A 22,142-nucleotide genomic window follows, 5' to 3' on the forward strand; every position below is an offset into this window, starting at 1 on the left:
AGACTCCAGCCCATGCCCCGTAAAACCTGGCGCGCCGCGCTCGCCGCTTATGCCAGCCCCTCGACGCTCGTGCTGTTGCTGCTGGGTTTCGCCGCCGGCCTGCCCTACATGCTGGTATTTTCGACGCTTTCCGTCTGGCTGCGCGAGGCCGGCGTGGCTCGCGAAACCATTGGCTATGCCAGCCTGATCGGCTTGGCCTACGCCTTCAAATGGGTGTGGTCGCCGCTGCTCGACCAATGGCGCCTGCCCTTGCTCGGCAAGCTCGGCCGTCGTCGCTCCTGGTTGGTGCTGTCCCAAGCTTTGGTGATTCTCGGCCTGATCGGCATGGGCTTCTGCGACCCGCAAAAACACCTGTCCTGGCTGATCGCGATCGCGGTGGTGGTGGCTTTCGCCTCGGCCACCCAGGATATTGCCGTCGACGCCTACCGCCTGGAAATCGCCGACGACACGCGCCAGGCTGCCCTCGCTGCCAGCTATATGTCCGGCTATCGGGTGGCCGCCCTGCTGGCAACTGCCGGCGCACTGTTCTTTGCCGAAGGTTTTGGCTCCACCGGCTTCAATTACCAGCACTCGGCCTGGACCGGCACCTACGTGCTGTTTGGCCTGTTGATGGTCCCGGCGTTGCTGACCAGCCTGTTCATGCGCGAACCGCCCGTACCCTTGCGCACCCAGCTGTCCGCCGGACGCTACAGTTTTGTCCACCAACTGGCATCGGTGTTCGTGCTGATTGTGTTGCTGGTCTCGGTACCGGCGATGTGCACCCAGCTCTACAACACTGACTTTGCCAGCGTGCTGTTCGGCGACACCAGCCTGCTCGACTTGCTGCTCGAAGACCGCGCCTTCCTGCGCGCCATCCTCTACATCACCCTCACCGGCATGTGCCTGTCGACCATGGGCCGCCGGGGCCTGGCGCCAGTTCTGACGCCAATCAACGACTTCGTCATGCGCTATCGCTGGCAGGCATTCCTGCTGCTGGGGCTGATTGCTACCTATCGGATGTCCGATACGGTGATGGGCGTCATGGCCAACGTGTTCTACATCGACCTGGGCTTCACCAAGGACCAGATCGCCGGTGTCAGCAAGATATTCGGCCTGATCATGACCCTGGTGGGTGCCGGCATGGGCGGCCTGCTGATCGTGCGCTTCGGCATCCTGCCCATACTGTTCATCGGCGGCGCGGCGTCGGCCGGCACCAATATCCTGTTCGTGATGCTCGCCGACATGGGCGCCAACCTGCAGATGCTGATTGCCACCATTTCGCTCGACAACTTCAGCTCGGGCCTCGCGACGTCGGCCTTCGTGGCCTATCTGTCGAGCCTTACCAACCTGAAGTTCTCCGCCACCCAATACGCCCTGCTGAGCTCGATCATGCTCCTGCTGCCGCGCCTGATCGGCGGTTATACCGGGGTCATGGTGGAAAAATTCGGCTATCACGACTTCTTCATCATCACCGCCCTGCTCGGCGTGCCGACGCTGATCCTGATCGCCATACACTGGTTCCAGGAAAGCCGGCGCGAAGGTCCGACCCCGACACCTGGGCCCGTGACGAACACCAGCACCCTCGAAGAATCCTGACAAACGCCCGGGGTGCGGGGCTTTCCCCGCCTCTGGGCGACACCACGGACCGCACGCCTGTACGCCAGCACATCTCGCCCGTACAATGCTCCGTCATTTCTAGTCTTCAGCAACCGACAACGGCCTACCATGCGCACCAGTCAATTTTTGCTCGCCACACAGAAAGAAACGCCTTCCGATGCGGTCGTCATCAGCCATCAGCTGATGCTGCGCGCCGGCATGATCCGCAAACTCGCCTCGGGCCTGTACACCTGGCTCCCCATGGGCCTGCGGGTAATGCGCAAGGTAGAAGCGGTCGTTCGCGAAGAAATGAACGCCGCCGGCTCTCTTGAAGTGTTGATGCCGAGCACTCAACCGGCTGAGCTGTGGCAGGAATCCGGACGCTGGGAAGAATACGGCCCTGAGCTGCTGCGCTTCAAGGATCGCCATGGCCGCGATTTCTGCGCCGGTCCGACCCACGAAGAAGTGATCACCGATCTGATGCGCAACGAGTTGAGCAGCTATAAACAGCTGCCAATCAACCTGTTCCAGATCCAGACCAAATTCCGCGATGAAATCCGCCCACGCTTCGGTTTGATGCGCGGCCGCGAATTCATCATGAAGGACGCCTACTCCTTCCACGCCGACCAGCCTTCGCTGCAGGTCACCTATGACCGCATGCACCAGGCTTACTGCAACGTGTTCACGCGCCTGGGCCTGAAATTCCGTCCAGTCGAGGCGGACAACGGCTCGATCGGTGGCGCCGGTTCCCACGAGTTCCACGTTCTGGCCGAATCCGGCGAAGACGACATCGTCTTCAGCAACGGCTCCGACTACGCAGCCAATATCGAAAAAGCCGAAGCCGTGCCACGGGAAACCTCCCGTCCTGCGCCAAGCGAAGAGCTGCGCCTGGTGGATACACCAGAGACCAAGACCATCGCGGCACTGGTGGAAAAATTCAATCTGCCGATTGAAAAGACCATCAAGACCCTGATCGTGCACGCCGAAGAAGCCGGCAAGCTGGTTGCCCTGGTCATCCGTGGCGACCACGAACTCAACGAGATCAAGGCCGCTAACCAGCCTGGCGTTGCCAGCCCGCTGGTCATGGCCGGCGACGCCGAACTGCGTGACGCCATCGGCGCCGGCGCTGGCTCCCTGGGCCCATTGAACCTGCCGCTGCCGATCATCATCGACCGCTCGGTGGAGCTGATGAGCGACTTCGGTATCGGTGCCAACATCGACGACAAGCACTACTTCGGCGTCAACTGGGAGCGCGACCTGCCGGTTCCAACCGTGGCCGACCTGCGCAACGTCGTGGCCGGCGATCCAAGCCCGGACGGCAAAGGCACCCTGGAAATCAAGCGCGGCATCGAAGTCGGGCACATCTTCCAGCTGGGCAACAAGTACAGCAAAGCGATGAAGTGCGAAGTGCTGGGCGAGAACGGCAAGCCGGTGACCCTGGAAATGGGTTGCTACGGCATTGGCGTGTCCCGCGTGGTCGCAGCTGCCATCGAGCAGGGCAACGACGAAAAAGGCATCATCTGGAGCGACACCCTTGCGCCATTCCAGATTGCCCTGGTACCGCTGCGCTACGAAACCGAACTGGTACGCGAAGCCACCGACAAGCTCTACGCAGAACTGACTGCGGCCGGCTTCGAAGTGCTGCTGGACGATCGCGACAAGAAAACCAGCCCGGGCATCAAGTTCGCGGACATGGAGCTGATCGGCATTCCTCACCGGATCGTGGTCAGTGATCGTGGCCTCGCCGAAGGCAACCTGGAATACAAGAGCCGTACCGAGGCCGAGCCGCAAGCGCTGCCGGTCGCTGACGTACTGTCGTTCCTTCAGGCTCGCATCCGCCGCTGACACCAGATAGAGAAGTCATGTTCAAGCGAAACACCTTAAGCCTCGGTGGTGCTGCCCTGTGCAGCACCCTGCTGCTCAGCGGCTGTGCCAATCAAATGTCACAGCGCAGCGAGCACGAGGAACGTATCGAGCGCAAACTGCTCGATCACAGCCTGCAGATCGATGTCGGTGAGCCTAAGGTGCTTGAGCTGCCGCAACGCCGAGTGCGGATTCATGAACAGAAGACCTTCGAAGTCACCGAGTTCGAAGTCACCCGGCGCTACGACCGCTACACACCTTACCAACCCTGGCGGGAGGTCTATGAGATTCCGCTGGGCGCGGTCGCAGTGGTGGCAGGCGTCGGCGCCAACGTGGTCAACGTGTTTGCCCTCGGCAACCTGCCGGACAGCGTCACCAAGGACTGGATCAGCTACGGTTTTGCCGGGCTCAACCCGTTCATGAACGTGCAGTCCCACGGTCGGGCGCAACAGAACCTGGCGGGCATTGATGAAGTCGAGCGGGAAAAACGCACGGAATACTCAAGCCTGCCCTGGAGCGAACGCCCGGTAGAGGTCAAGACCGGCAAGCAGACCTTCGAGCTCACCACCGACCGCAATGGCGTGCTGCGCTTGAACCTGCTGGACAGTCCGTTCTCCGAACATGACCTGAGCCGCATCAGCAAGCTGCAGATCTCTGTCGCAGACGCCCAGGATGACGTGCACAGCGATTCCTCGCTGGCCATCAGCGGCAATTTGCGCGGCAAGCTGCTGGAAGCCCACGAACTGATTTACGACGACCTCGAAGATGACGAAGTGAGCCAGTGGGTGCACCGGGTCAAGCGCCTGTCGGAACTGGGCCTGGAAGAAGAGGCCAGCGAATTGGAGCAGAGCCTGATCGAACTGACCCGCAACGATCCCGAGTTGCAGAGTGAGTTCCTCAAGTCACTGACCAAGGATGCCGGGCGCCTGGTGGCGGATCCGGGCGTCAATTAGTACCGCAAATGTTCGCGGGCAAGCCCTGCCCGCGACTACTTTCTAGCGCCCGAACAGGTCCAACTGCTCGAACCCACCGCGCAAATCCTGCAATCGCACGCCAATCCCCAACAACCGCACCGGCTTGCCACCCCGATTGAACGCCTGAGTCAGCAACAGCTGATAACTGCCCAGGTCACGCCCTGCCCCAGCCTGTTCCAGGGTGGTCTGGGTAAAGTCATGGAACTTGACCTTCACGAACGGCTTGCCCGGACGGTAACTGCTGTCGATGCGCGCCATGCGTCCATTCAGGCTTTCCAGCAGCTCGGGCAGCTTGTCCAGGCAACTGACCAGGTCGGGCAGGTCGACATCGTAGGTATTCTCCACGCTCACCGATTGCCGGCGACTGTCGTTTTGCACCGCCCGCTCATCAATCCCACGAGCCAGACTCCATAAGCGCTCGCCAAAACTGCCAAATTCGCGCACCAGCGCCAGCTTGTTCCACTCGCGCAGTTGCAGGCAATCGACGATACCCAGGCGCGCCAGCTTGTCCGCCGTGACCTTACCGACGCCATGCAACTTGCTCACTGGTAACTGTGAGACAAAATCTTCGACCTGATCCGGCGTGATCACGAACAGTCCGTTGGGCTTTTTCCAGTCGCTGGCGATTTTTGCTAAAAACTTGTTTGGCGCCACCCCGGCCGACACCGTGATGTGCAACTGATTGGAGACGCGCCGGCGGATGTCCTGGGCAATCCGCGTGGCGCTGCCGGCAAAATGCCCACAGTCGGACACATCCAGGTAAGCCTCATCCAGCGACAACGGCTCGATCAGGTCGGTGTAATCGCGAAAGATCGCCTGGATCTCCTTGGATGCCTCGCGGTAAGCGTCCATGCGCGGCTTGACGATGACCAGGTCCGGACACAGCTTCAACGCATGGCGCGAAGACATTGCCGACCGTACGCCATAGGCCCGGGCTTCATAGTTGCAGGTCGCAATCACCCCCCGCCGATCCGCGGAACCACCCACCGCCAGCGGTTTACTGGCCAGCGTTGGGTCGTCACGCATCTCGATGGCTGCATAAAAGCAGTCACAGTCGACGTGAATGATTTTGCGTTGAGTCATAAAAGGCGGTGTTCGCTGAAGGAAAAAGGACAAATATCAGTCAGATCATCAGTATCTCACTGACACCTGTATATAGCACCAGTGCTTTTAATCTTCTGTTACAGCAGGCAATAGCGCCAGGATGGATTTATTTTATTAATCGAAATCAGACCATCAATAGAGCTGAGAGCCTTACGGGGCAAGCCCTGCAGCCCTCCAGGCATCTCCCGCATAAGCGCTAAGCGCTTGAACAGGAACAGATTTTTCTCAGTTAGCGGTTGACACCCCAGCGATCCTCTGTAGAATGCCGACACACAGACGCGGGATGGAGCAGTCTGGTAGCTCGTCGGGCTCATAACCCGAAGGTCGTCGGTTCAAATCCGGCTCCCGCAACCAAACATCAAAAAAGGCTACTCGAAAGAGTGGCCTTTTTTGTGCGTGGGTGTTTTTGCCCACAGCCTTTGAAGACATAACCGAGACGCGACAAATTCTCGTTATGCTTCTGACACTTAAGTGCAGCCCCCGCGTCTTTCCAGGGCAATTTACGTTTATTTGACCCAATCCACGATTAACGGTTGACACCCCTGCGTTCCTCTGTAGAATGCCGCCACACAGACGCGGGATGGAGCAGTCTGGTAGCTCGTCGGGCTCATAACCCGAAGGTCGTCGGTTCAAATCCGGCTCCCGCAACCAAACATCAAAAAAGGCTACTCGAAAGAGTGGCCTTTTTTGTATCTGCAGAAAAAGCCCTTTCGCAACAATGGTCTGGCAAGGTACTGCGAACCTTTGCCGCCCTCCCAGATCCATCAAGCTATGCTCAATCGCAGGCGACCCTTCCAGCATTGAATCGCGCCCACGCGCCAAGGCTCAATGACAGGCGTCAGTATTTGTAACTTTTTTTTACAACAGGGATTGGTAACTTGGCTGGATACCCCCATCCTGTCGCGCACAATCCAAGAGGTGATTGATGCGCGCCAACTCGTCTGATTCACAAGACACCGTCACTGCGACCCAACCGATCAAAGCCACACGCCTGCATTGGCTGGATCTGCTCAGCAAGTACCGCCAGCCCATCGGCCTGGCCGTGACCTTGTTGCTGTTCGCGATTGCCTTGATTGCCTGTCGCCATCTATTAAGCGAACTGGATCTCTACGCCCTGCATGACTCCATCCTGCAAGTGCCACAACCGGCCTTGCTCGGCGCCCTAGGTGCAACGATCGTCGGCTTCATCATCTTGCTCGGCTATGAGTGGTCGGCATCGCGCTATGCCGGTGTAAGCCTACCGGCCCGCAGCCTGATGTTCGGCGGCTTCAGCGCATTTGCCATTGGCAACGCCATAGGCCTGTCATTGCTCTCGGGCGGCTCGGTGCGTTACCGGCTCTACGCGCGTCACGGCCTCGGGGCTTCGGAAGTCGCCCACATGACCCTGTTTGCCAGCCTGTCCCTGGGCTGCGCCCTGCCCCCGCTGGCAGCCCTGGCGACCCTGAGCAACCTGCCGGCCGCCTCTGCCGCCCTGCACTTGTCCGAGGCCCTGCTGGGCGGCATCGCGATTGCCGTGCTGCTGCTCTGTGCGGTCCTGGCGATTGGCATCTACCGGCGGCGCCTGCCCGAGCAACCCTACCCGGACAACCTGCTGGTGCGTGCCGGGCGCCGTACCCTGCGCCTGCCGGGCCGGCGCCTGACCTTCCTGCAACTGATCATCACCGCGCTCGACGTCGCCGCGGCTGCCACAGTGTTGTATCTGCTGCTGCCGGAAACCCCGCCATTCGGTGCATTCCTGCTGGTCTACCTGCTGGCCCTGGCCGCGGGCGTGCTCAGCCACGTGCCCGGTGGCGTCGGCGTGTTCGAGGCCATTCTGCTGGCAGCCTTTGCCGACAAGCTGGGCGCCGCGCCGCTGGCCGCCGCCCTGCTGCTGTATCGCCTGATCTATGTGATCCTGCCAATGCTGGTGGCCTGCCTGCTGCTGTTGATCAATGAGGCCCAACGCCTGTTCAACAGCCGTGAGGCGCTGCGCACCGCTTCCGGCCTCGCCGCGCCGGTGCTCGCGGTACTGGTGTTCCTGTCTGGCGTGGTCCTGCTGTTTTCCGGCGCCACACCGGAGATCGACACCCGCCTGGAACACATCGGTTTTCTGATCCCCCATCGCCTGATCGACGCCTCGCACTTCGGCGCCAGCCTGATCGGCGTACTGTGCCTGTTGCTGGCCCAGGGCCTGCGCCGGCGCCTGTCGGCCGCCTGGATGCTCACCACCGTGCTGCTGCTGGCCGGTGCCTTGCTGTCGCTGCTCAAGGGCTTCGACTGGGAAGAAGCCAGCCTGCTGATCCTGACGGCCAGCCTGCTGGCGATCTTCCGCCGCTCGTTCTATCGCCCCAGTCGCCTGACCGAACTGCCCTTCTCGCCGCTGTACCTGGTGGCCAGCGTGTGCGTGTTGGCTGCGTCGATCTGGCTGCTGCTATTCGCCTACCAGGATGTGCCCTACAGCCACCAACTATGGTGGCAGTTCACCCTGGATTCCGATGCACCGCGCGGCTTGCGTTCGCTGCTCGGTGCCGCGGTGCTGCTGGTGGTGGTGTCGCTGACCTGGCTGCTGCGCACTGCCCGCCCGGCCATTGACCTGCCCGACGCCACTGACCTGGCAAAAGCGCAGAAGATCCTGATGGCCTCGGCCCAACCGGACGGCGGCCTGGCCCTGACCGGGGACAAAGCGTTGCTGTTCCACCCCAACGGCGACGCCTTTTTGATGTATGCCCGGCGCGGCCGCAGCCTGGTTGCCCTGTACGACCCGATCGGCCAGCCGCAGCAGCGTGCCGAGATGATCTGGCAGTTCCGCGACCTCTGCGACCTGCATCACGCCCGCCCGGTGTTTTATCAGGTGCGCGCAGAAAACCTGCCCTACTACATGGACATCGGCCTGACCGCCATCAAGCTCGGCGAAGAGGCGCGGGTCGACCTGCTGCGCTTTGACCTGGAAGCCAAGGGCAAGGAGATGAAGGACCTGCGCTACACCTGGAACCGCGGCACCCGTGATGGCCTGTCGTTGGAAATCCACGAGCCCGGCCAGGCGCCGATGGACGAGCTGAAAGTGATTTCCGATGCCTGGCTCACCGGCAAGAACGTGCGCGAGAAAGGCTTCTCCCTGGGCCGCTTCAGCGATGACTACCTGAAGCACTTTCGCATTGCGATCATTCGTTTTGAGGGGCGCCCGGTGGCATTTGCCAACCTGCTCGAGACCTACAGCCACGACCTGGCCAGCCTCGACCTGATGCGCGCGCACCCGGACGCCCCCAAGTTGACCATGGAATTCATGATGGTCGGCCTGATTCAGCATTATAAGAACCACGGCTATGCACGCTTCAGCCTGGGCATGGTGCCATTGTCGGGCTTGCAACCCCGGCGTGGCGCGCCACTGACCCAGCGCCTCGGCTCGATGGTGTTTCGCCGGGGCGAGCAGCTCTACAATTTCCAGGGGCTGCGCCGCTTCAAAGACAAGTTCCAGCCTGACTGGGAACCTCGTTACATGGCTGTGCCCGCCGGACTCGATCCGCTGGTGGCACTGGCCGATACCGCCGCCCTGATTGCGGGCGGCTTGACTGGATTGGTGAAACGCTGATGATTCAACGCTCCTGGCGGTATGTATTGGCCACTCTGGTGGCTCTGGCTGTGATCCTTGGCGGTGGTTACTGGTACTGGAACCGTCCAGCCCCACAACCCACCGTGGAACTGTTGACGCCGGCTGACGGCGCGCCCATGACCCGGGTCATTCCGGGCACCCAGGCGCGCGCCCAGGTGATCGTCGCGGTCAATGCAGAGCAGAAGCTCAGCGACACCCAGTTGATCACCCTCAGCCGTGGCGGCGCAGCAGAAATCGTCCAGGTGATCCTGCCCAAGGACTGCATGTTGCAAGGACGTGCCCTGCAGTCGGCGCTCAAGCAGCTCAACGGCCCAGCCACCCTGGTCAGCGGTATCGGCCCCGGCGCGGTGCTGGCGTGGCGCTGGCTGGCCGAGCAGAAGGACGACAAGTCCCAGGCGGTCTCGGTCGACCTGGCCCTGGAGAAACCCGGTTGCACCCACCTGCTGCCAAAAAGCGCCGCCCACGGCCACTGGCTGGTAGCGTGGAACGATAACCCCGACGACACCAGTGCCGGTTTCGTACGGGACCAGGCCAATGCGCAAACCAGCATCAGCGACTACGACATCAACCTGCCACAGGTGCTGAACAACGAACTGCGCAAGCTGCTGATCGGTGCCGACAAGGGCAATGGCGGCCTGAACATTCCGGTGGTCGAAGTGCCCGCCGGCCAGGCCAAGGACACCGTCACCCTGTTCCTCTCCGGCGACGGCGGCTGGCGCGACCTGGACCGCGACGTGGCCGGTGAAATGGCCAAGATCGGCTACCCGGTGGTTGGCATCGACACCCTGCGCTACTACTGGCAGCACAAAAGCCCCGAGCAGAGCGCCATCGACCTCGCCGAGCTGATGCAGCACTACCGGCAGAAATGGGGCACCAAGCGCTTCATCCTCACCGGCTACTCATTTGGTGCCGACGTCCTGCCCGCCATCTACAACCGCCTGGCGGAATCGGAGCAGCAACGGGTCGACGCGATCATCCTGCTGGCCTTCGCCCGCACCGGCAGCTTCGAGATCGAAGTCGAAGGCTGGCTCGGCAACGCCGGCAAGGAAGCCGCCACCGGCCCGGAAATGGCCAAGTTGCCTGCCGCCAAAGTGGTGTGCATCTACGGCGAGGAAGAAGCCGACGAGAGCGGCTGCACCGATAAGACTGCCGTGGGCCAAGCCATGAAGCTGCCTGGCGGGCACCACTTCGACGAGAACTACCCGGCTCTGGCCCAGCGGTTGGTGGATATCATCGAGAAGCGCCAGGGCGCTGACAAGGTCGCTGAAGACTGAGTGCGCCCCCCAACAAAAAGCCCCCGCTGCCATTAGGCCGCGAGGGCTTTTTTACATGTACAAGCATGAAGCGCTACCAACTCGCCGAACTTCATGCGGATGCTCTGAACTTCCAAGGCTAAAACTGAACATCTATCCATGTCACGTCATCTTCAACAGCGATAAAGTCGCTATCCGGTGCTGCCAGCAAGCTGCGTTGCTGCTCCTGCGTTAACTCCGCCCAAAAGCCGTCGGTTACGAACACCAATCGCTCATCGACGGCCAATGGGTGAAAAACAAAGTCAGGGTTCGGGGGACGATCAACTTTCAGGCATCGGGTTATTCTGTTTCGAGCCGGATCTTGCGCCAGCTCAAGGTGCGAACGGTCGCGCCTCCAATTGGCCTTGCAATGGGGTGGTGTAATCCACTCGATCGTGCCTGCCGTTGTCACTACACCACACGAACAGTCACCTTCATACGCAAGCGTGAGCCTCCCATGAGCAGCGAAACCGATCAGGTAACAGGTGGCCCCAGTCTGGCCCGCAAATAGAGCAAGGTGAAGCTCAGCCAGCACTGAAGCAAGTACCCGCTCAACTGCTCCCTCCTCAGTGAGATCGCCCTCCCGATCCATATGTTTCGGGTAGGCCGCTAAAACACCTTTTACGAAGCCTTCAGCAAGATCACCACTGCCAGGCTTCGCCGTACCGTCCGTGATGACGAATAGCCCTCTGTCGCCATCGCAGAGAGCTCCAGCACAATCATGATTGGCTTTCCTGGTCCGCCCTATTACTGATCTGGTGCCGTATCTCATGCGTTGCCCAGGCCCTTCATACGCTCGTGAATGATTCGCCCCCTACCCGGATTAGCCTGCACCGAACCCGAGCTTTCAATCACGTAGTCGATACCACTGAGCACCGTGAGCTCTCGAATTCCAGTCGTGATGAACGCTTTGAGCTCAGACTCAGCGTGGCGAACTTCCTCCAAAAGCTCTGTACGACCATCAATCAAGATGATTATGTCTTCGACGTCTTTATGGTAGGGATCACCCTCGCCACGACCGCTAAAAGCCTCTAGTTTCGTCGCAAGAAAGTAGGTCGGTTTAAATATCTGGATTACGGTACCGCTGGGCAACGTAAATTTATCGGCCCTCGCCAGTCCCTCCACGAACCAACGGTTGGCATATCCGAGAACTTCAGGGTCAGAAGGCATCACGTCAACGACGACGTCGTTGAAACGGAAACGACAGTTGACTTCATCCTCACCGGTGATCTTGAAGTGCTTGGTCGCCAGCCGCTCTATGAGGTGTTGCCAGGCGCTAATGCCTGCCAGCTCGATCACCAAGTCGACATCATCGGTGAACCGGATGTCGTCCAGCACAGCCGCATCAGTGACCAGCATGGCCGTGGTGCAACCGCCGACAAAGGCAACTTCAGCGAGAAACGCCTGCCCCAAGCCGTCTGCCACAAACTCTATGAGTTCGTAGTTGTGATCCGCGCTTGATGACATGTTATTTCAGCCCCATCCCTGCTTTCAGAATGTTGACCGCCACACCACGCTCTCGCGGGCCACCAAGACGGATCGCGTCAGCAAGCGCAAGATAGTGATAAAGGATTCTGTCCCTCTTCACCGCTTCCGGCACTGTCTTGTAGAGCGGCACTATCGCCTGACCACGCTCAGTTCCGAGTGCATCAGGCCAAACCGGAATCAACCCGCCAGCGCTCTTGATGCTTTTGGAAAGGGCCGGAGCTGCGAAGCCTGTTGGAATACCGCGAACCATCGCGCCCGGTTTCACGGGGAAAAAGTATTTCAGAGCGTGCTCGGTAATTTTCAGCAGCTCTCGCCGATTAACTTTCGCAAACCCGGTGTCGTAGTCATTGGTGAGAATTCCGGACTCACGGCACCTAGCCATAGAATTTGAAACTTCGCTTTTGCTTATCCCAAGAGACGCAGATAACGCACGCAACGAGTAACCCTCACTCCAGCTCGCCAGCCGCGGAGAAGGCACAGGCTCCGACCACCCTTCCCACCCATCCTCATCCCCCAAGGGCAAGTCGAACTCCTGGCGGCGGAATACAGTTTCTTCACCATCAACGGGGTAGCTGTCCAGCGGCAGCCCTACTCGCCCCCCTGCCGTCATTCGATTGATCTGCTGGGGCTTCAACAGCTCTTCAACCCTGTTCGAATTCGACTCAGACTCCATCCTCCCAAAAAGATTTTCTTCCTGGGCATGCAAGCTGGCCATCTTGAACAAAAGCAAAATGTCTTGACTCTTCATGAAGCTAAAAACCCCAAGTGTCCACACTCCATAAAACGTGGACACTTGTCTCATTGGAAATATCGAGCAGTCAAGCTCTTTCGATACTTGTCAGTTTTCACTGGGCAAACCTGCAGATCGTCTGCCAATTCGCAAACAGCAGGGACAGTGACTGAACTTAGAAGCCCTCGAACCGTAGCGCTAACGACCCTTAGACGAAAAAGCCCCCGCAACCTTGAGGTGGCAGGGGCTTCTTCATCCAGCAACGCTTACATCTCCACCTGCGTCCCCAACTCAATCACCCGGTTCAGCGGCAGATTGAAGAAGCGCAGGTTGCCGTTGGCGTTTTTCAACATGAAGGCGAACAACGCTTCGCGCCAGCGGGCCATGCCTTCGAGCTTGGAGGCGATCACCGTCTCGCGGCTGAGGAAGTAGGTGGTGCGCATCGGGCTGAAGTCCAGCTCATCGAGATGACACAGCTTCAGCGCCTGCGGCACGTCCGGCTCGTCGACGAAACCAAAGTGCAGGATCACCCGGAAGAACCCTTCGCCGTGCGCCTCGACCTCAAAGCGCCGCGCTGGCGGTACCCGTGGGATGTCTTCGTAGACCACGGTCAGCAGCACTACCTGCTCGTGCAGCACCTGGTTATGCAGCAGGTTGTGCAACAACGCGTGGGGCACCGCGTCCGGGCGTGCGGTGAGGAACACCGCCGTACCCTGGACCCGATGGGGTGGCTGCACACGGATGCTGCTGATGAAGATCGGCAAAGGCAGGCCGCCCTCGTCCATCCGCTCGACCAACAGTTGTTTACCGCGTTTCCAGGTGGTCATCAGGACGAACAGCGCCAGACCGGCGATTACCGGAAAGGCCCCGCCCTGGACGATTTTCGGCACGTTTGCAGCGAAATACAGACCGTCCACCAGCAAGAAGCCCAGCAACACCGGGACGGCGAGCAGTGGAGGCCATTTCCACAGCAACAGCATGACCGCCGACACCAGGATGGTGGTCATCAGCATGGTGCCCGTCACCGCCACCCCGTACGCCGAGGCCAACGCCCCAGAGGATTCAAACCCGAGTACCAGCAGGATCACCCCGACCATCAGCGACCAGTTCACCGCGCCAATGTAGATCTGGCCCTGTTCGGCACTGGAGGTGTGCTGGATGTGCATGCGCGGAATGTAGCCGAGCTGGATCGCCTGGCGGGTCAGGGAGAACGCCCCGGAAATCACCGCCTGGGAGGCAATCACCGTGGCCAGGGTCGACAGGCCGACCAACGGAATCAAGGCCCAGCTTGGCGCCAGCAGATAAAAGGGGTTGCGGGCCGCGCTCGGATCGCCGAGCAGCAATGCGCCCTGGCCGAAGTAATTCAGCACCAGCGCCGGCAGTACCAGGATGAACCAGGCGCGGGCAATCGGCTTGCGGCCGAAGTGGCCCATGTCGGCGTACAGCGCTTCAGCACCGGTCAACGCCAGCACCACCGCACCGAGGATTGCCACGCCCATGCCCGGGTGGACAATGAAGAAGCGCACACCCCAGACCGGGTTCATCGCCTGCAGCACTTCCGGATGTTGCAGGATGCCGTAGACACCCAGCGCGCCCAGCACCAGAAACCAGGTGACCATGATCGGCCCGAACAGAATGCCAATACGCGCAGTGCCATGGCGTTGGATCAGGAACAGCGCCACCAGCACCACCAGCGACAGTGGCACCACCCAGTGGTCAATGCCGTCGAATGCCAGTCCCAGGCCTTCAATCGCCGAGAGCACGGAAATCGCCGGGGTAATCATGCTGTCGCCATAAAACAGCGCTGCACCGATCAGCCCACAGACCACCAGCAAGGTGCGCAATCGGGCATGCCCGGCCGCCGCTCGCCGCGCCAACGCGGTCAAGGCCATGATCCCGCCTTCGCCCTGGTTGTCGGCACGCAGCACAAACATCATGTACTTGATCGACACCACCCAGATCAACGACCAGAAGATCAGTGCCAGAATCCCCAGGACGCCGTCATGGTTGACCGGTACGCCATAGTTCCCGGAGAAGACCTCCTTGAGGGTGTACAGCGGGCTCGTGCCGATATCGCCGTAAACCACCCCAACTGCCGCCACCAGCATGCCGATCGGCTTGGCCGCCGAATGCTCGGAACCTGCCGCCTGACTACTTGCCTGCCCCATCCACCACCCCTACTACCCAGACCCGGACTGCCTTGGAAAAGCACGACGCTTTATCGTGCAGCATGCGCTGTTTTACTTTCCGTTACAGACGTTTTGTTGACTGTAAGAAATCGGCAAAGCCCAACGGCGCGAAGCATAGCGCAGCACTCGTCGTATTTCCCTGCATAAAGCTGGTCAAGAGGGCCGACCATCGCTAGAATTGCGCACTTTTTGATCAGAGGCTAAGCGTCCTGCCTCGCGAATACTGCTGTTTTTTGACGGCGCCTGTTGTTGCCATGCTGCGTTGCCGCTTCTCGCCATAGCCAGCTATGACTCGGCGCGGTGCCTTGCCCGACAACAACAGTCACTCGTCAAAAAGCAGCGTAATCACGAGGCAGAACGCCAAGCGCCCGTCTGTCGCCTTGCCGTTCCCGGCTGGAGGCGTCACAAATACCGAGGTTAGACATGTCCACCACTCCTGCGTCGGCCAACCCCAAGGTTGGCTTCGTATCCCTGGGTTGCCCAAAAGCGCTGGTCGACTCCGAGCGCATCCTTACCCAACTGCGTATGGAAGGCTATGACGTCGTGTCCACCTATCAGGACGCGGACGTCGTGGTGGTCAACACCTGTGGCTTCATCGACTCGGCCAAGGCCGAATCCCTGGAAGTGATCGGCGAAGCCATCAAGGAGAACGGCAAGGTCATCGTGACCGGCTGCATGGGCGTCGAAGAAGGCAATATCCGCAACGTGCACCCAAGCGTGCTGGCCGTCACCGGCCCGCAACAGTACGAGCAAGTGGTCAATGCCGTGCATCAGGTCGTGCCGCCACGCCAGGATCACAACCCGCTGATCGACCTGGTGCCGCCACAAGGCATCAAGCTGACCCCGCGCCACTACGCCTACCTGAAGATTTCCGAAGGCTGCAACCACAGCTGCAGCTTCTGCATCATCCCGTCGATGCGCGGCAAGCTGGTCAGCCGCCCGGTGGGCGATGTGCTGGACGAAGCCCAGCGCCTGGTCAAATCCGGCGTCAAGGAACTGCTGGTTATCTCCCAGGACACCAGCGCCTACGGCGTTGACGTCAAGTACCGCACCGGGTTCTGGAACGGCGCGCCGGTAAAAACCCGCATGACCGAACTCTGCGAAGCCCTCAGCACCCTGGGTGTCTGGGTGCGCCTGCACTACGTTTACCCGTACCCGCACGTCGACGAACTGATCCCGCTGATGGCCGCGGGCAAGATCCTGCCGTACCTGGACATCCCGTTCCAGCACGCCAGCCCGAAAGTCCTCAAGTCGATGAAACGCCCGGCCTTCGAAGACAAGACCCTGGCGCGCATCAAGAACTGGCGCGAAATCTGCCCGGACCTGATCATCCGCTCGACCTTCATCGTCGGCTTCCCTGGCGAAACCGAAGAAGACTTCCAGTACCTGTTGAACTGGCTGACCGAAGCGCAACTCGACCGCGTGGGCTGCTTCCAGTACTCGCCGGTAGAAGGCGCACCGGCCAACGACCTGGACCTGGAAGTAGTCCCGGACGACGTCAAGCAGGACCGTTGGGAGCGTTTCATGGCGCACCAACAGGCCATCAGTTCGGCACGCCTGCAAATGCGCATCGGCCGGGAAATCGAAGTGCTGGTCGATGAAGTCGACGAGCAAGGCGCGGTCGGCCGCTGCTTCTTCGATGCCCCGGAAATCGACGGCAACGTATTTATCGACAACGGCAGCAACCTCAAGCCAGGCGATAAAGTCTGGTGCAAGGTGACTGATGCCGACGAGTACGACCTGTGGGCTGAACAGATCTAAGACAGGGCATCCCCTACGGATTGCACTGACTCCAAAAAGCCCCGCTCTTTTTCATGAGATGCGGGGCTTTTTTACGGCTATCGTTTGCTTATCCACTAAAAAGAGGCAGGCGGGCATGCGTCAGCATTCGGTCATCCACACACCGACACTCAGCGATTATCAGGAACTGACCCAGGTCTGGGAGGCATCAGTGCGTGCGACCCACGATTTTCTGCCAGACAGCTACATCGAGTTGCTGCGCAACCTGGTGCTCACCCGCTACCTCGACGCGGTGATGCTGATCTGCACCCGCGACAAACAGCAGCACATCAGCGGCTTCGCCGGGGTTGCCGCCGGCAAGATCGAAATGCTCTTCATCGCCCCCCAGCATCGTGGCGAAGGCCTGGGTAAACAGTTGTTGCAGTACGCCATGCAACACCTGAATGCCGATGAACTGGACGTCAACGAGCAGAATCCGCAGGCCCTGGGTTTCTACTACAAGCAAGGGTTTGAAGTGATCGGACGCTCGGCAGTCGACGGCATGGGCCAGCCCTATCCGTTGCTGCACATGCGTTTGAAGCAGTCCAGGCCGCAAGCCCTGCGCGGCTAAAAGCCACACAAGGCAAATGGACCCGCGATTAACCGGCGCGAGGCAGGTACAATGCCTGCCCCCTTTTTGTTACGGCCCTGTCATGACTGACCCGATTCGTCTTTCCAAACGCCTCATCGAACTCGTCGGCTGTTCCCGTCGGGAGGCTGAGCTGTTCATTGAAGGCGGCTGGGTCACCGTGGACGGCGAAGTCATCGACGAGCCGCAGTTCAAGGTCGATACCCAGAAAGTCGCGCTCGACCCCGAGGCCAAGGCCACTGCGCCGGAGCCGGTGACCATCCTGCTGCATGCTCCTGCGGGCATGGACGTGGAGAGCGCCCAGCAATTGATCAGCGCCGACACCCTGAGCGAAGAGCACCGTTTCAGCAAGCGCCCGCTCAAGGGGCATTTCCTGCGCCTGACCGTCAGTGCCGACCTGCAGGCCAACGCCAGCGGCCTGCTGGTGTTCACCCAGGACTGGAAAATCCTGCGCAAGCTCACGGCCGACGCGAGCAAGATCGAGCAAGAGTATGTGGTCGAAGTCGAAGGCGACATGGTCGCCCACGGCCTCAACCGCCTGAACCACGGCCTGACCTACAAGGGCAAGGAATTGCCAGCGGTCAAAGCCAGCTGGCAGAACGAAAACCGCCTGCGCTTCGCGATGAAGAACCCGCAACCGGGAATCATCGCCCTGCTCTGCCAGGCGGTCGGCCTCAAGGTCATTGCCATCCGCCGCATCCGTATCGGCGGAGTTTCCATCGGCAAGGTTCCGCTGGGCCAATGGCGCTATCTGTCCGCCAAAGAGAAATTCTGAGGCTGCCACTCATTTCGGTGTCGCCGGTACCGGCAACGCCCACAGCTGAATGATCAGGACTGCACACATGATTCATAACGACGTACTGCGCAGCGTGCGCTACATGCTCGACATCAGCGACAACAAGGTCGTCGAGATCATCAAACTCGGCGGCATGGACGTCACCAAGGAAGACCTCGTTACCTACCTCAAGAAAGACGAGGAAGAAGGTTTCGTATTCTGCCCCGACGACGTCATGGCGCATTTCCTCGATGGCCTGGTGATCTTCAAGCGGGGCAAGGACGAAAGCCGTCCGCCACAGCCGATCGAAACGCCGGTGACCAACAACATCATCCTGAAGAAACTGCGCGTGGCCTTCGAGCTGAAGGAAGACGACATGCACGCCATCCTCAAGGCCTCCGAGTTCCCGGTGTCCAAGCCGGAGCTGAGCGCACTGTTTCGCAAGTTCGGCCACACCAACTACCGCCCGTGTGGCGACCAGTTGCTGCGCAACTTCCTCAAGGGCCTGACCCTGCGCGTCCGTCCGCAGTAAGAGCCGGCCAGCCGGCGATGGCGCCCTTCAAAACGCCATCGCCCGCAGCTCGACCCGCCCGTATGGCGGCACATTCCCGGTAAAAATAGTGGCTCCGCTTCCCGCGGCTGACGACTAGGGTGTAGTGACCCTCAGTTATCAGGATTCGCCATGCACCCCTACTTCTCCCTGCAAGGCCGCACCGCTCTGGTGACCGGCGGCACCCGTGGTATCGGCAAAATGATCGCCAAAGCCTTCGTCGAAGCAGGAGCGACGGTGTATGTCTGCGCGCGCGACGCCGAGGCCTGCCAACAGACAGCCGATGAACTGGGCGCCCTGGGGCACTGCCACGCGATCGCGGCCAACCTCGCCACAGAAGAAGGCGTCGCCCAATTGGCCAGTCGTCTCGGCGAACACGTGAGCCACCTGGACATCCTGGTGAACAATGCCGGCACCACCTGGGGAGCGCCGCTGGAGAGCTACCCAGCCAAGGGCTGGGAAAAAGTCATGCAATTGAACGTGACCTCGGTATTCAACTGCATCCAGCAATTCCTGCCGTTGTTGCGCAAGGCCGGTTCGGCCGCCAATCCGGCCCGGATCATCAACATCGGTTCGGTCGCCGGGATTTCCTCCTTCGGTGAACAGGCCTACGCCTACGGCCCGAGCAAGGCAGCCCTGCACCAACTGTCGCGGATTCTCGCCAGGGAGCTGGTCAGCCAGCACATCAACGTCAACGTGATTGCCCCGGGACGCTTCCCGAGCAAGATGACCCAGCACATCGGTAACGATGCCCAGGCCTTGGCCGAGGACACGGCCTTGATCCCCATGCAGCGCTGGGGTCGCGAGGAGGAAATGGCGGCACTGGCCATCAGCTTGGCGAGTACCGCCGGGGCGTACATGACCGGCAACATCATTCCGCTGGATGGTGGGTTCAGCCTCTAAGATCGGCGTGGTGGCCCGCTCGCGAAGACGGTCTCAGGGTCGCGTGAGTTATCATGCTCGCCCTAACCCCGCCTCGACCCGCCACCATGACCTACAGCGTTTCCCCCATCGGTTTTGTGCACTCCTGCTTCAAGGAGAAGTTCGCCATTCCCCGCCAGCCCCAACTGGCCCCTGCCGCGCGGGGCATCCTGGAGCTGGTGGCACCGTTCGACCAGGGTGATGCGGTACAGGGCCTGGAGCAGGTCAGCCACGTCTGGCTGCTGTTCCTGTTTCACCAGGCCCTGGAAGACAAGCCACGGCTCAAGGTGCGCCCGCCGCGCCTGGGCGGCAACAAATCCATGGGCGTGTTTGCCACGCGCGCAACCCACCGTCCCAATGGCATCGGGCAGTCAGTGGTGAAACTGGACAAGGTCGAGGCGAATCGCCTTTGGATTTCGGGCATCGACCTGCTCGATGGCACGCCGGTTCTGGACATCAAACCCTACGTCCCCTACGCCGACATCATCGACACCGCCTCCAACAGCATCGCCAGTGCCGCGCCGCAGCTGATTCCCGTGCAGTGGACGGACGCAGCGCTGCAACAGGCTCACGCGCACGCTCAGCGCCTTGCAGAGCCGCTGGTGGAGCTGATCGAGCAATGCCTGGCACAAGACCCACGCCCGGCCTACCAAACTCCTACATCCGCGCGGGAATATGGCGCGCAGTTTTGGGATCTGGATGTGCGATGGCATTACCCCGAGGCCGGGCTGATTCGCGTCCTCGAAGTCATTCCCGCGAACGCCTGATCACCAGAAACAACTGTGGGAGCGAGCCTGCTCGCGATTGCGGTGTGAAAGCCAACATTGATGTCGACTGGCACTCCCCTATCGCGAGCAGGCTCGCTCCCACAGGTAAAACACAGCAGTTGCGCGCCTGCTTACTTCTCGACGAACGCACGCTCGATCAGGTAGTCACCCGGCTCACGCATACGCGGCGACACTTTCAGGCCGAAGCTGTTGAGCACTTCGCTGGTCTCGTCGAGCATGCTCGGGCTGCCGCACAACATGGCGCGGTCGTCCTGCGGGTTGATCGGGGGCAGGCCGATGTCGCTGAACAGCTTGCCGCTGCGCATCAGGTCGGTCAGGCGGCCTTCGTTTTCGAATGGCTCGCGGGTCACGGTCGGGTAGTAGATCAACTTGTCACGCAGGGCTTCGCCGAAGAACTCGTTCTGCGGCAGGTGCTCGGTGATGAACTCGCGGTAAGCGACTTCGTTGACGTAACGCACGCCGTGGCACAGGATCACTTTTTCGAAACGCTCGTAGGTTTCCGGATCCTGGATCACGCTCATGAAAGGCGCCAGGCCGGTACCGGTGCTGAGCAGGTACAGATGTTTGCCAGGTTTGAGGTCGTCCAGCACCAGCGTGCCCGTAGGCTTCTTGCTGATGATGATCTCGTCGCCTTCCTTGAGGTGCTGCAACTGGGAAGTCAGCGGGCCATCAGGCACCTTGATGCTGAAGAACTCCAGATGCTCTTCCCAGTTTGGGCTGGCAATCGAGTAAGCACGCATAAGCGGGCGGCCGTTGGGCTGTTGCAGGCCGATCATCACGAACTGACCGTTCTCGAAGCGCAGGCCCGGATCGCGGGTGCACTTGAAGCTGAACAGAGTGTCGTTCCAGTGGTGAACACTGAGGACACGCTCGTGGTTCATGTTGCTCATGTACGTGGGACTCCTGGGGATTTTGCCTGCGCCGCTGTGCGCAATTGCATCGCATTCTAATGGCAGCGACAATATCTGTTAAATGGATTATTAAGATAAGGGTTATCGGTTATATAGATATGCGATTTACTCTACGTCAACTTCAAGTCTTCGTCGCCGTTGCCCAGCAAGAAAGCGTATCCCGTGCTGCGGGTCTGCTCAACCTCTCGCAATCGGCGGCCAGCACCTCGATCACCGAGCTGGAGCGCCAGTGCAGCTGCCAATTGTTCGATCGCGCCGGCAAACGGCTGAGCCTCAACGCCCTGGGTAAACAGCTGTTGCCGCAAGCGGTGGCTCTGCTCGACCAGGCCAAGGAAATCGAGGACCTGCTCAACGGCAAGTCCGGTTTTGGTTCCCTGGCGGTCGGCGCCACACTGACCATCGGCAATTACCTGGCGACCTTGCTGATCGGTAGCTTCATGCAGCGCCACCCCGAGAGCCAGGTGAAGCTGCACGTCCAGAACACTGCCAATATCGTGCAACAGGTCGCGCACTATGAAATTGATCTGGGTCTAATCGAAGGCGACTGCAGCCATCCGGACATCGAAGTGCAGAGCTGGGTCGAAGATGAGCTGGTGGTGTTCTGCGCGCCCCAGCATCCGCTGGCACAACGCGGCACTGCCAGCATGGAGGAGCTTAGCCATGAGGCGTGGATTCTTCGCGAGCAGGGTTCCGGGACTCGCCTGACCTTCGATCAGGCCATGCGTCATCATCGCAGCGCGTTGAATATCCGCCTGGAGCTGGAACACACCGAAGCGATCAAACGTGCGGTCGAGTCGGGCCTGGGCATTGGCTGCATTTCCCGCCTGGCCCTGCGCGACGCCTTCCGACGCGGCAGCCTGGTGGCGGTGGAAACCCCGGATCTGGACCTTGCGCGGCAGTTCTACTTCATCTGGCACAAACAGAAATACCAGACCTCAGCCATGCGCGAATTCCTCGAACTGTGCCGCGCCTTCACCGCCGGGGTTCAGCGCAGCGACGAGATCGTGCTGCCGAGCATCGCCTGA

At 60.4% G+C, this 22,142-nt stretch carries 18 protein-coding genes and 2 tRNA genes; 14 read left to right on the forward strand and 6 right to left on the reverse strand.

The features are described from left to right. Positions 1–12: 12 nt before the first annotated feature. The 3 genes from ACM6IP_RS19915 (at position 13) to ACM6IP_RS19925 (ending at position 4,391) form a co-directional block, all read left to right on the forward strand. A complete protein-coding gene (locus ACM6IP_RS19915; RefSeq protein WP_095166917.1) occupies positions 13–1,575 on the forward strand; it encodes an AmpG family muropeptide MFS transporter in 1,563 nt (520 codons plus the stop codon). A 129-nt stretch (positions 1,576–1,704) separates the two neighbouring features. Then, positions 1,705–3,420: a proline--tRNA ligase gene (locus tag ACM6IP_RS19920; RefSeq protein WP_095166915.1), complete on the forward strand. Its 1,716-nt coding sequence runs from the start codon at positions 1,705–1,707 to the stop codon at positions 3,418–3,420. A gap of 17 nt (positions 3,421–3,437) precedes the next feature. After that, positions 3,438–4,391 (forward strand): hypothetical protein, encoded by a 954-nt coding sequence (locus ACM6IP_RS19925; protein WP_095166902.1) that lies wholly within the window; start codon positions 3,438–3,440, stop codon positions 4,389–4,391. 42 nt (positions 4,392–4,433) lie between these two features. Here the strand turns inward: ACM6IP_RS19925 and dinB are convergent, their stop codons facing one another. After that, positions 4,434–5,495 (reverse strand): DNA polymerase IV, encoded by a 1,062-nt coding sequence (dinB, locus tag ACM6IP_RS19930; RefSeq protein ID WP_095166900.1) that lies wholly within the window; start codon positions 5,493–5,495, stop codon positions 4,434–4,436. A gap of 298 nt (positions 5,496–5,793) precedes the next feature. On the opposite strand from dinB, the gene ACM6IP_RS19935 reads away from it, so the two are divergent. From ACM6IP_RS19935 to ACM6IP_RS19950, 4 genes are all read left to right on the forward strand, one after another. After that, positions 5,794–5,870, forward strand: a tRNA-Met gene (locus tag ACM6IP_RS19935). 220 nt (positions 5,871–6,090) lie between these two features. Continuing rightward, a tRNA-Met gene (locus tag ACM6IP_RS19940) sits at positions 6,091–6,167 on the forward strand. 274 nt (positions 6,168–6,441) lie between these two features. Continuing rightward, entirely contained in the window at positions 6,442–9,084 is a 2,643-nt protein-coding gene (mprF, locus tag ACM6IP_RS19945; RefSeq protein WP_095166898.1) for a bifunctional lysylphosphatidylglycerol flippase/synthetase MprF, read from the forward strand. Next, positions 9,084–10,379, forward strand: coding sequence for a virulence factor family protein (locus ACM6IP_RS19950; protein WP_095166896.1), 1,296 nt, complete (start codon positions 9,084–9,086; stop codon positions 10,377–10,379). The genes mprF and ACM6IP_RS19950 overlap by 1 nt, the downstream gene beginning before the upstream one ends. Before the next feature lie 118 nt (positions 10,380–10,497). Here the strand turns inward: ACM6IP_RS19950 and ACM6IP_RS19955 are convergent, their stop codons facing one another. The 4 genes from ACM6IP_RS19955 to ACM6IP_RS19970 form a co-directional block, all read right to left on the reverse strand. Further along, positions 10,498–11,169, reverse strand: coding sequence for a PP2C family protein-serine/threonine phosphatase (locus ACM6IP_RS19955; RefSeq protein ID WP_414862147.1), 672 nt, complete (start codon positions 11,167–11,169; stop codon positions 10,498–10,500). After that, positions 11,166–11,864, reverse strand: coding sequence for a hypothetical protein (locus ACM6IP_RS19960; protein ID WP_414862148.1), 699 nt, complete (start codon positions 11,862–11,864; stop codon positions 11,166–11,168). Before ACM6IP_RS19960 ends, ACM6IP_RS19955 begins: the two co-directional genes overlap by 4 nt. A 1-nt stretch (position 11,865) precedes the next feature. Further along, a complete protein-coding gene (locus tag ACM6IP_RS19965; RefSeq protein ID WP_414862149.1) occupies positions 11,866–12,633 on the reverse strand; it encodes a MarR family transcriptional regulator in 768 nt (255 codons plus the stop codon). Positions 12,634–12,881: 248 nt separating this feature from the next. Then, positions 12,882–14,783: a potassium transporter Kup gene (locus tag ACM6IP_RS19970; RefSeq protein WP_095166894.1), complete on the reverse strand. Its 1,902-nt coding sequence runs from the start codon at positions 14,781–14,783 to the stop codon at positions 12,882–12,884. Positions 14,784–15,227: 444 nt separating this feature from the next. Here ACM6IP_RS19970 and rimO point away from each other — a divergent pair, with 444 nt between their 5' ends. The 6 genes from rimO to tsaA all read left to right on the forward strand — a co-directional run bounded on the left by rimO (position 15,228) and on the right by tsaA (position 20,185). Beyond that, entirely contained in the window at positions 15,228–16,565 is a 1,338-nt protein-coding gene (rimO, locus tag ACM6IP_RS19975) for a 30S ribosomal protein S12 methylthiotransferase RimO (protein ID WP_095166890.1), read from the forward strand. A 115-nt stretch (positions 16,566–16,680) separates the two neighbouring features. Further along, entirely contained in the window at positions 16,681–17,154 is a 474-nt protein-coding gene (locus ACM6IP_RS19980) for a GNAT family N-acetyltransferase (protein ID WP_095166887.1), read from the forward strand. An 82-nt stretch (positions 17,155–17,236) separates the two neighbouring features. Beyond that, positions 17,237–17,947 (forward strand): rRNA pseudouridine synthase, encoded by a 711-nt coding sequence (locus ACM6IP_RS19985; protein WP_159994071.1) that lies wholly within the window; start codon positions 17,237–17,239, stop codon positions 17,945–17,947. Positions 17,948–18,014: 67 nt separating this feature from the next. Continuing rightward, positions 18,015–18,479 carry a DUF1456 family protein gene (locus ACM6IP_RS19990; protein ID WP_095166883.1) on the forward strand — a complete coding sequence of 155 codons (465 nt, stop codon included), beginning with the start codon at positions 18,015–18,017 and terminating at the stop codon, positions 18,477–18,479. 150 nt (positions 18,480–18,629) lie between these two features. After that, complete coding sequence (locus tag ACM6IP_RS19995) at positions 18,630–19,400, forward strand: SDR family oxidoreductase (RefSeq protein WP_414862150.1); 771 nt, start codon at positions 18,630–18,632, stop codon at positions 19,398–19,400. A gap of 86 nt (positions 19,401–19,486) precedes the next feature. Further along, positions 19,487–20,185 (forward strand): tRNA (N6-threonylcarbamoyladenosine(37)-N6)-methyltransferase TrmO, encoded by a 699-nt coding sequence (tsaA, locus tag ACM6IP_RS20000; RefSeq protein WP_414862184.1) that lies wholly within the window; start codon positions 19,487–19,489, stop codon positions 20,183–20,185. 131 nt (positions 20,186–20,316) lie between these two features. On the opposite strand, the gene fpr is transcribed toward tsaA, so the two are convergent. After that, positions 20,317–21,096, reverse strand: coding sequence for a ferredoxin-NADP reductase (gene fpr / locus ACM6IP_RS20005; RefSeq protein WP_003443014.1), 780 nt, complete (start codon positions 21,094–21,096; stop codon positions 20,317–20,319). Between the two features lie 119 nt (positions 21,097–21,215). Between fpr and ACM6IP_RS20010 the strand changes: the two genes are divergently transcribed. Beyond that, positions 21,216–22,142, forward strand: a complete 927-nt coding sequence (locus ACM6IP_RS20010; protein ID WP_095166878.1) for a LysR family transcriptional regulator — start codon at positions 21,216–21,218, stop codon at positions 22,140–22,142.

Source organism: Pseudomonas sp. IT-P176, from assembly GCF_949767245.1.
In the GTDB taxonomy this organism is placed as follows: Bacteria; Pseudomonadota; Gammaproteobacteria; order Pseudomonadales; family Pseudomonadaceae; genus Aquipseudomonas.